This is a genomic window from Dissulfurispira sp. (genome assembly GCF_036745535.1).
GTDB lineage: Bacteria > Nitrospirota > Thermodesulfovibrionia > Thermodesulfovibrionales > Dissulfurispiraceae > Dissulfurispira.
In genome coordinates, this window is the sequence record NZ_DAIOFX010000063.1 from 1 (window position 1) to 9284 (window position 9284).

Sequence of the window (9284 nt, forward strand, 5' to 3'; positions counted from 1 at the left end):
GGAAGGACAGGATGGGGGGTTTTGAAGGAAGGGGGAGAACATTATGACTATAAAGACCAAGCTGACATTGAATGTTATTATCGTCCTTGTAATCATTGGTGCTGTTGTCGGCACGAGCATTATAGGGATGGGTTTTGTTAAAAGCAAGCTGTTTAACCTTACAGAGCGGAGCACGCCGTTTCAGGTGAGGACGCTCGAACTCCAGAGGGCAATACAGGGGACCACTGCCGACCTCGTCAAGGTAAGCGCCTCAAAAGGCATGGAAGAATACAAGACCTATCGCACCGAAGCCGAAAAATCTCTATCAGAGGTTAAGAATACTCAGGATGCATTGGAGTCTCTGTCAGGAGGCACAAAGATGGAGACCTACAATGAATTGAGCCGTATAGCAAAAGAGGTTTTCGAAATAACGGAAGACAGATTAAAGGCTGAAGAAGATGCAGTTGCAGCAAATAAAACCATTACACAGAGGCTGAAAGATGCCTCTGTGAAACTGGATGATATGGATACAAAAATTAGATCTGTTCAGTTTAACCGTTCTGCAGCCTTTAATACATCGCTGGAAGATACAAAGGCAATCACAGCAAAAATGAGAAACATCGAAAATCTGAAGGTTGCATTAAAGGATTTGCAGGTTTCTATTTTTGAGATACAGCGCGCTCCTGACAAAAAGACCCTTATCATAGCCCGCGGTAAAGCCAATTCAACAATAAATAAAATTTTACAGAATGAGCATGTAAAAGATTCCAAACATCTTCATGACGATATCAAGCTCATCGCTGAAAGGATAGGTAATCTTGTGGAACGCCAGATGGAAATACTCGAAAAGGCCGGTGCTGATAAAACAAAATTCGAAGAGATTTTAAAAGGAGTAACAGAGAAACTCTTAGCTATTTTATTGAACACAGAGCAGGAGATAGCATCTGCCAGTGCGAAATCTGCGGCTGAGGCAGCAAGGCAGGGGAGCCTTGTGACAGAGGCAAATACAGCCAATAACGCCCTCATAAGGAGTTCAAAGCTTGTTGCATTAAGTTCTAATGTAGAGGGATTGACGACCCGGCTTTTTACTTCAATATCGAGCACTAAGGAAGTTGATGTTATAGAGTCCGAGATCAAAAAGACCTTTGAAAAAATAGATAATGTAATTAAATCCATCAAGACTGCACTAAAGAAATTAGAGGTCGAAGAAGAGGTCAAGACACTTGAGGGTGTTAAGGGAGCATTGAATTCTATAAAGGGGTTACTCCTTGCGAGGGATGGAATAATTGCGAAAATCCGCCACCAGATTACAATGAAAGAAAAGGCGCTGCAGGCTACCGAGAAATTAAGAGATATAGTTTTGAAGCAGGCAGCAAAAGGCAAAGAGACCGTTACCACAGCACAGGGTGAACAGGAAAAGGCTATAGGAACGGTGAACAGGATGGTCAGATTCAGCACCATACTCATCGCGGCAATAAGCATAGGTGCGGTTATATTCGGTATTGCCTTTGGCACATGGGTCTACAGGTCAATAGCAAAGCCTCTGAACGATCTCATAGGTATTTCAAATGATGTGGCAAAAGGAGACCTGACAACAGAGATACGTGCCCGTCCTGTGGACGAGATCGGTACAGTCCAGGCATCCATGTGCACGATGGTGACCAATCTAAAGGAAATAGTCGGAAAGATAAGGACCGCCACAGGAAGTCTGGCAAGCAGTTCCGAAGAATTATCAGCCACAGCTACATCCCTTGAAAAAGGCTCACGTGAGCAGCATGGCCAGATAGAGCAATCGGCAACAGCAATGACAGAAATGTCGCAGACAACCCTCGATGTGACAAAAAATGCCTCCCACACGGCAGAAGCTGCACAGAAAATGAAAAAGGCAGCAATGCAGGGCAAGGATGCAATGCATATAACAGTGCAGGAGTTGCAAAAATTTGCAGATACAGTCAAGGAATCTGCAGCAAAAGTGGAATCCCTCGGGCAGAAATCGGAGGAGATAAACAATGTCATAACATTGATAAAAGATATAGCAGACCAGACAAACCTCCTCGCATTGAACGCCGCAATAGAAGCAGCCCGTGCAGGGGAGCAGGGTAGAGGCTTTGCGGTGGTGGCGGACAACGTCAGGCAACTGGCAGAAAGGACAACTGTTGCAACCGGCGATATTGGAAACACTGTCAGGGCAATGCAGACAGAGGTTACGGAATCCGTGAACTTCATGAAAGAGGTGAGGGAATCTGTCGGAAGGGTGCTTGAGCATGTAAACAGCACATTGAAGTCCATAGACGAAATCGTCTCATACGTGGAAGGGGTTGCGGACATGGTTCAGAGGATCGCTGTGGCTACCGAGGAGCAGTCATCAGCCTCCGAGGAGGTTTCCCACAATATGGAAAACATCGCGGTAATAACGAGGGAACTGGGCAACTCCATTGTTGAAATAAAACGCGCAGCAGGAGACCTATCAAAACTCGCCACAGAATTAAATGCTATGGTAGGATGGTTTAAGGTATAATGATAAAGGTTCTAATTGTTGATGATTCGGCATTCATGAGGAATGCGCTGTCCAATATGCTTTCATCCGACCCCGAGATCAAGATTGTCGGTACAGCGAGGGACGGTCTTGAGGCGCTGGAAAAGGTTGCGAGCCTCAACCCCGATATTGTGACAATGGACGTTGAAATGCCGAGGATGGACGGCATCACTGCACTGAGGCATATAATGGAGAAGAACCCTGTACCTGTGATTATGGTAAGCTCCATTACCACAGAAGGTGCAAAGGTTACACTGGATGCCCTTGACCTCGGCGCTGTGGACTTTATACCCAAAAACCTCTCGGACCTTTCGATAAATATTGTGAAGATAAGAGAGATATTGATTGACAAAATAAAACATATAGCCCGAAAAGGCATTGTGAAAAGGCGCATCAGGCCGGTAACAGCACCAAAGGCAGTAGAAATTTCCAAATCAATGCCCGTGAGGACAACAGGAGAGCGCAGGATAAACCTGGTGTCTATAGGGACTTCCACCGGCGGGCCTAAGGCGCTTCAGGAGATAATTCCCAAACTGCCAAAGGACTTCCCCACACCCATAGTCATAGCCCAGCATATGCCTCCAAACTTTACTGGCCCCTTTGCAGAGAGGCTGAATCAGCTCAGCCAGATCACCGTGAAGGAGGCTGAGGAGGGAGAATCTTTAAAAAATGGCGTTGCATATATAGCGCCCGGCAGGGGACATATGAGGGTGAAGAGACCAAGGGGAGTAGAGACCGTCATTACAATTTCCGAGGGCAAAGAGGAGTTTATTTACCGTCCATCTGTCGATGCCCTTATGTTTTCTGTAGCGGAATTTTTTCCTGGCAGGGCGCTGGGAGTAATACTTACCGGCATGGGAAACGACGGGCTTAAAGGACTTACTGAATTAAAGAAGACAGGCGGAAGGATATTTGCCCAGAACGAAGAGACCTGCGTTGTCTATGGAATGCCGAAGGCGATTGTGGATGCAGGCATAGCGGATAAGGTATTGTCTTTAGAGGAGATGGCAGGAGAGATTATAAACGCTGTATAGAACCATCTAAGAGTAAAGGTTTTTTCAGCATGCCTCACATCCCATTAAAATTTTTGACTATATATATTTTGGAGAGGAGGTCTTTATGGCAAAGGTTGCGAGTGCTGTAAATGATGTAGACATTGTAAAAGGAGAAGTCCTTTATGACGACGGAACACACAGGTTTGTGTGGCTCGGATGGGAAGAGCATGAAGAAGAGGGACTCGTTCAGGTAAACCAGTATCTTATAGAAAATAAAGGCACAGGCATCCTGCTTGACCCTGGCGGAATTCATGTGTTCCCGCGTGTTGTTGCGAATACATCGAGGTATATTGATTTAAGCAGGATTCAACATATATTTTTTTCACACCAGGACCCGGATGTTTCTTCAGGCATAGTACTCTGGCTCAGTGTGACCCCTGCAAAAATACATCTCTCGAAGTGGTGGGTAAGATTCCTTCTCCATTATGGAATGTTCGACATGACCAGGATAGTCCCTATAGATGATAATGGAGGAAGGATTCAACTTTCTTCGGGCGATTCCCTTGAGTTTATCCCTGCCCATTTTTTACACTCAGTTGCCAATTTCCATGTATACGATCCGAAGTCAAAGATACTTTTCACCGGAGACCTCGGTGCAGCAATATTCCCTAAGGGAGAGAGGCATCCCTTTGTCAGGGACTTTAGTTCCCATGTGAAGCTTATGGAAGGCTTCCATAAAAGATACATGGCATCCAACTCCGTTTGCAGAAAGTATATGGAAAACGTATCAAAATACGATATAGACATGATTGCACCACAGCACGGCGCTATATTTAAAAGAGAGCATGTAAAGAGGTTCTGGGATTGGCTCTCTGGACTCAGGTGCGGCTCTGACATTATAAATGAGATATATAAATAAAAAACGGAGTAATGGAGTGTTGGAGTAATGGAGGGGAAAATATGGCATTGAGACTTTTTAAGAAAAAAGAGCAAGTTGTAATACAGCAGGATAATCTCTTGCCTGCAATACAGAAAATTTCCACAGGGCTTATTAAATCCACTCTTCTTGGCTCTACCATCACCAATACCATGGATTTAATAGACAGTAATTTTGGCAGAATAAAGGACGAGACCACATCCGTTGCCACGGCCATAGAAGAGATCGATGCAACCATAAGGGATATGTCCGGCAATGTATCGTCCATTAATACACAGGTGCAGGAGATGGTAAGACAGAATGATACCCTCGATGTGGAGCTGGGCAAAAGAGTTGAGGACATATCGAGACAGCAGGAGAAGGTTGCAGAGGTTGTTAATAACATCCAGAATTTGGGTGCTGCAACAGAAAATATTGGCAATATAGTCGTATCCATCTCCGACATAGCAGACCAGACCAATCTGCTTGCCCTTAATGCTGCAATAGAGGCAGCGCGGGTTGGCGACAAGGGAAGGGGGTTTGCTGTTGTGGCCGACGAAGTTAGGAAGCTGGCCCAGAAGACAGAGAAATTGACAAAGGGCATTGCCGATATACTTGAAGATTTAAAGGAAAAGGTTATTACGGCAGTTGGGGAAGTGGACAAGATTTCCGAAATAATCATCGCATTTGAGCATGACATAAAATCCATAAGATCGACATTTGAAAATACAAAAGTGCTTTCCGACAGGGTCGGAGATTCTGTAAATAATCTTTCTTCAGCCATTGAAGAGCAGAGCCAGGTGCTGACAGATGTAACGAAACGGGTTTCCCTCGTTGTATCAACCCTCGAAGAAGCGCATAAGGTGTTTTCCACTGTTGCAAAGGTTAATGTAGAGATAAACAAAATGGTTAAGTTCTAAAAAAGGAGGCGGGATGAAAGGATTGATTAATCGTCTGCTCTCCATCAGCCTGAAGAAAAAGGTACTGATGGGCTATATCTTCATGAGCTCACTGATATTCGGAATTATAGGACTCATAGGAATAAACTTTTTTAATATCAAGTCCAAGTACGATTCCATGAATGCCATGAGCAACGATATCCAGCTTATAAACCAACTCAAGGCGGACATCAATGGAATCAGGGCAGCGTTCTTGAGGATGGCAATAGCAAAGGACCCCGATGTCTGGGAAAACCAGGAAGGCGTCATTGCTTCTATCTCGGAAGCTATAGATGAGAACATGTCAAAACTTAAAAAGGGGATATTCAGGGAAAAGATAGGCGGAATTGAAAAGGCGCTGAATCCCTTTAAGGACACGATTTCAAAAGAACTTGTACCCCTTGTAAAAGACGGCAAGGTCAGCGATGCCCTAAAAATTCTCGGGACTGTTCAGGCAGAGAGGTCTAAGGCGTTTATTGGCATTGCCAATGAGATAATAGAGTCCTCAAGAAAACAATTTGTCGAAGATATTGGGACCATAAACAGGGAAATAAAGACCACCATAACAACGGTAATAGTCATTGTAGTAGCCATATTTGCCGTAGCCTTTGTGTTTTCTTTTTGGTTCATCAACAGGTATGTTATCGGCGTCCTTCATGACATAAGCTCCTCAGCAGAAAAAGTTGCCAAAGGAGACCTTACGGTTAAGGTCGAATCAAAAACCGGCGATGAGTTCGGAAAAGTAGCTGATGATGTAACGAGCATAATAAAGGCAATGCGGTATGTTATAAGGGACGTGGCGGATAAGACGGTTCATATCCTCAAGAACGCCACTAACCTTACCCTTTATGGAAGGGATGTATTGCATAGGGTTGACAATGACCTTGAACGTATAACCACTGCTGCAACCGCAGTAGAGGAGATGTCGTCCACAATCGGCGATATAGCAAGAAACATCAATGTTGTATCGCAGGCAGCCGAGAATGCAATGAATGTATCGCTTAAAGGCAAAGGGATGATTGATGAGACCGTCTCCTCTATAGATGGCGTGAACACACAGATAGAAATGGCTTCGGATAAGGTCAGAGACCTGTCTGAATTCTCAAAAAAGATAGACGAGATCGTGGTCATGATAAAGGACATTGCAGACCAGACCAATCTCCTTGCCCTGAATGCAGCTATCGAAGCGGCAAGGGCAGGAGAGCAGGGCAGGGGCTTTGCGGTTGTGGCCGACGAGGTGAGAAAACTTGCCCAGAGGACTACAAACGCCACAGCAGAGATCAATAATATCCTGAGCTCCATCCATAACGGCACGATAAGCGCAACCGACATGATGGATGTGGCTGTGGAAAAGGCAAAGGCCACTGCTGCTATAGCCCGGCACCTTGACGAGTCTTTCGGAGATATACATAGCAGTTTCCAGAGGGTTGCCGACATGGTACACCAGATTGTTACGGCAACCGAAGAGCAGTCGGCCACTGTAACAGAGATATCGACCAACTTGACAAACATAGCCGAAAATGCAAAAGAAAGCTCTCACGCAGTGAAAGATATGACAGCCTCTTTCAATAAATTCGGCGTCAATGCAAAGGAATTTCTTAAATTGCTGGATGGTTTTTATGATCCTAAAATGAAAATAGGAGTGACAAAGGCAGACTACGTCTTATGGCTCTACAGGATCATGGATTTGATCGATGCGCGGGATATATCCATGAACATGGATGAATTGCAGGCCGATAAGTCGAGGATGGGGAAATGGTATTACGGAGAAGGGAAGGAATTCTTTGGAAGCCTCGGAGCCTTTAGAGAGATAGAGTCTCCTCACAGGAGATTGCACGAGTTAGGTCTTAATGCCTATGAGGCAGCTCGGCGGGGAGATAGGGAATTAACAAAAACATACATAGCAGAGTCGGTAAAACTTGTTGATGGGATTATCTCCATACTCGCAAGACTTGAGGCTGAGGCGTGATAGGAAACATAAGGATTAAACTTTCTGATCTTGTTCTCTCTTTTTCAAAGGCGCTGGATTTTGTTAATCCAAAAGTTGCTAACCATCATCTGAGGGTGGCTGTAATTGCCAGTGAGATAGCAAAGGAATCAGGGCTCTCACGGCAGGATATAAATGATATATTTTTAGCATCGGCAATTCATGACATTGGTGTTTTTTCAGAACATGAAAGGATTGATGCCCTCGAATTTGAGATTAAAAACCCTTACCTGCATGCTGAAAGGGGATATCTGCTTATCAAGGACTTTGATATGTACCCCGCCATCTCCAAGCTTATCCGTTACCATCATATCCCGTGGAAAGGAGGCGAGGGGTGCAGGTTTGATGGGGAGGAAATCCCTGTTGGCGGCCATATCATTCATCTTGCCGATAGGGTAGAGGTGCTTATCGATAAACAACAGGAGATATTAAGTCAAAAGAAAAAAGTGGTGGATGCAATTAAATCCCGCTCCAATAATATATTTGTGCCCGATCTCGTAGAAGTCTTTGAGAATCTGTCAGCTAAAGAATCTTTCTGGTTTGATGCAGTATCACCAGAGATCGACCAGATAATTTCGGATAGAAATGTCCTGCCAGATGCCGAACTGAATATGAATGAGCTTATAAACATAGCAAAGATCTTCAGCCACATCATAGATTACAGAAGTCCATTTACAACAGTCCATTCAGCAGGCGTCAGTGCAGTAGCAACATTATTGGCGCAGATGATAGGTTTCTCGGAAATAGAGTGCAAGATGATGTCGGTTGCAGGTTATCTCCACGACATCGGCAAACTGGCTGTCCCCTCGGAGATACTCGAAAAACCCGCAAGGCTTTCTGATGAAGAATTCAATATCATAAAGAGTCATGTTTACCACTCCTACAGAATACTCGAGGCAGTATCAGGGCTTGATATTATAAATACATGGGCCTCTTTTCACCATGAACGGATGGATGGAAAAGGCTATCCGTTTCATATAAAAGGAGGCGAGTTGCCCATAGGCTCACGGATTATGGCAGTGGCGGATGTCTTTACTGCTATAACAGAGGATAGACCTTACAGGAAGGGAATGTCAGGAGAAGATGCATTAAAAATAATAGAGGACATGGCTAAAAACAATGGTCTTGATAAAAGCATCGTGGATGTGGCAATAACATATTTCAGGCATCTCGATGATGTGCGGCTCGATGCCCAGCTTAAGGCAGGCGAAGAGTATATTGCTGTAAAACAATTCGTGGGCTAATATAATTATCCTATGAAAGGCTATCTCTACCACAACTTAGAAGAGCTCATTGTCAGCATTGCCTGCTTTATAATTGCGTTTGCAATGACAAAAAGGCACAGACAGATGCCTGACAGCCTCTCTTTCATGACCGCAGAAGGGTTCTTCATCCTTTCGGTGAGCAGCGCCATCCATATTATGGGTCACATTTTCGGCGAGGTTCAGGGGCTTTTATACGGTTCTCTTATGGGCTACCTGACCGGCTTTGCTTCTATACTCGCATCTCCATTTGTAAGAAAGGAAAGCAGGGTTAAAAAATACATCCCTTCGATATTTTTGTCCTGTTGACCGTACTGTTTTTGTCAAGCAGTATGATGGCAGACTTTTTTAAGACGAGGTTTTCACTCGGGATGCCCACGGCGTTTTTATCATCTCTTCTGTCTGTAATATATCTGTCCGAATACATCAGGGACAGAAAAAAGCATATTGGCGCTATAACAGTCGGCTTTTTTCTTGTTGCAGTAAGTTCTGTATTCTTATTCTTTCCTGCGGATGTTAGATCGTTTCCGTGGATGGCAGGGCATATTATCAGGCCGGTGGGCTTTCTGATATTGATGCTGGGATTTTCCATGAGGTGGGAATGAGGAGAAATCTATTTTTCATGGGATTTATGCTTCTTTTAATCGTCTTCTCTTTTATTGTCTCGTACA

Annotated in this window: 7 protein-coding genes; all 7 read left to right on the forward strand. The window is 44.5% G+C overall.

The window, feature by feature from the left end; genetic code table 11:
* Window positions 1-43: 43 nt before the first annotated feature.
* The 7 genes from V7L97_RS09705 to V7L97_RS09735 all read left to right on the forward strand — a co-directional run bounded on the left by V7L97_RS09705 (window position 44) and on the right by V7L97_RS09735 (window position 8922).
* Window positions 44-2497 (forward strand): methyl-accepting chemotaxis protein, encoded by a 2454-nt coding sequence (locus tag V7L97_RS09705; RefSeq protein ID WP_333655466.1) that lies wholly within the window; start codon window positions 44-46, stop codon window positions 2495-2497.
* Window positions 2497-3549 carry a protein-glutamate methylesterase/protein-glutamine glutaminase gene (locus V7L97_RS09710; protein ID WP_333655468.1) on the forward strand — a complete coding sequence of 351 codons (1053 nt, stop codon included), beginning with the start codon at window positions 2497-2499 and terminating at the stop codon, window positions 3547-3549. Before V7L97_RS09705 ends, V7L97_RS09710 begins: the two co-directional genes overlap by 1 nt.
* 85 nt (window positions 3550-3634) lie before the next feature.
* A complete protein-coding gene (locus tag V7L97_RS09715) occupies window positions 3635-4429 on the forward strand; it encodes an MBL fold metallo-hydrolase (protein WP_333655469.1) in 795 nt (264 codons plus the stop codon).
* A 41-nt stretch (window positions 4430-4470) separates the two neighbouring features.
* The gene (locus tag V7L97_RS09720) at window positions 4471-5346 is read left to right on the forward strand and encodes a methyl-accepting chemotaxis protein (RefSeq protein ID WP_333655470.1); all 876 of its coding nucleotides are present in this window, start codon (window positions 4471-4473) and stop codon (window positions 5344-5346) included.
* A 13-nt stretch (window positions 5347-5359) separates the two neighbouring features.
* Window positions 5360-7333 (forward strand): methyl-accepting chemotaxis protein, encoded by a 1974-nt coding sequence (locus V7L97_RS09725; protein WP_333655471.1) that lies wholly within the window; start codon window positions 5360-5362, stop codon window positions 7331-7333.
* On the forward strand, window positions 7330-8595 hold the full coding sequence (locus V7L97_RS09730) for an HD-GYP domain-containing protein (protein ID WP_333655473.1): 1266 nt from the start codon (window positions 7330-7332) through the stop codon (window positions 8593-8595). Before V7L97_RS09725 ends, V7L97_RS09730 begins: the two co-directional genes overlap by 4 nt.
* Before the next feature lie 12 nt (window positions 8596-8607).
* Window positions 8608-8922 carry a hypothetical protein gene (locus V7L97_RS09735; RefSeq protein ID WP_333655474.1) on the forward strand — a complete coding sequence of 105 codons (315 nt, stop codon included), beginning with the start codon at window positions 8608-8610 and terminating at the stop codon, window positions 8920-8922.
* Window positions 8923-9284: the final 362 nt, after the last annotated feature.

Bases quoted from the DNA above. Each gene is read 5' to 3' on its own strand.
- V7L97_RS09715 (WP_333655469.1), top strand. From the start codon at position 3,635: ATGGCAAAGGTTGCGAGTGCTGTAAATGATGTAGACATTGTAAAAGGA.
- V7L97_RS09725 (WP_333655471.1), top strand. From the start codon at position 5,360: ATGAAAGGATTGATTAATCGTCTGCTCTCCATCAGCCTGAAGAAAAAG.
- V7L97_RS09720 (WP_333655470.1), top strand. From the start codon at position 4,471: ATGGCATTGAGACTTTTTAAGAAAAAAGAGCAAGTTGTAATACAGCAG.
- V7L97_RS09735 (WP_333655474.1), top strand. From the start codon at position 8,608: ATGAAAGGCTATCTCTACCACAACTTAGAAGAGCTCATTGTCAGCATT.
- V7L97_RS09710 (WP_333655468.1), top strand. From the start codon at position 2,497: ATGATAAAGGTTCTAATTGTTGATGATTCGGCATTCATGAGGAATGCG.
- V7L97_RS09705 (WP_333655466.1), top strand. From the start codon at position 44: ATGACTATAAAGACCAAGCTGACATTGAATGTTATTATCGTCCTTGTA.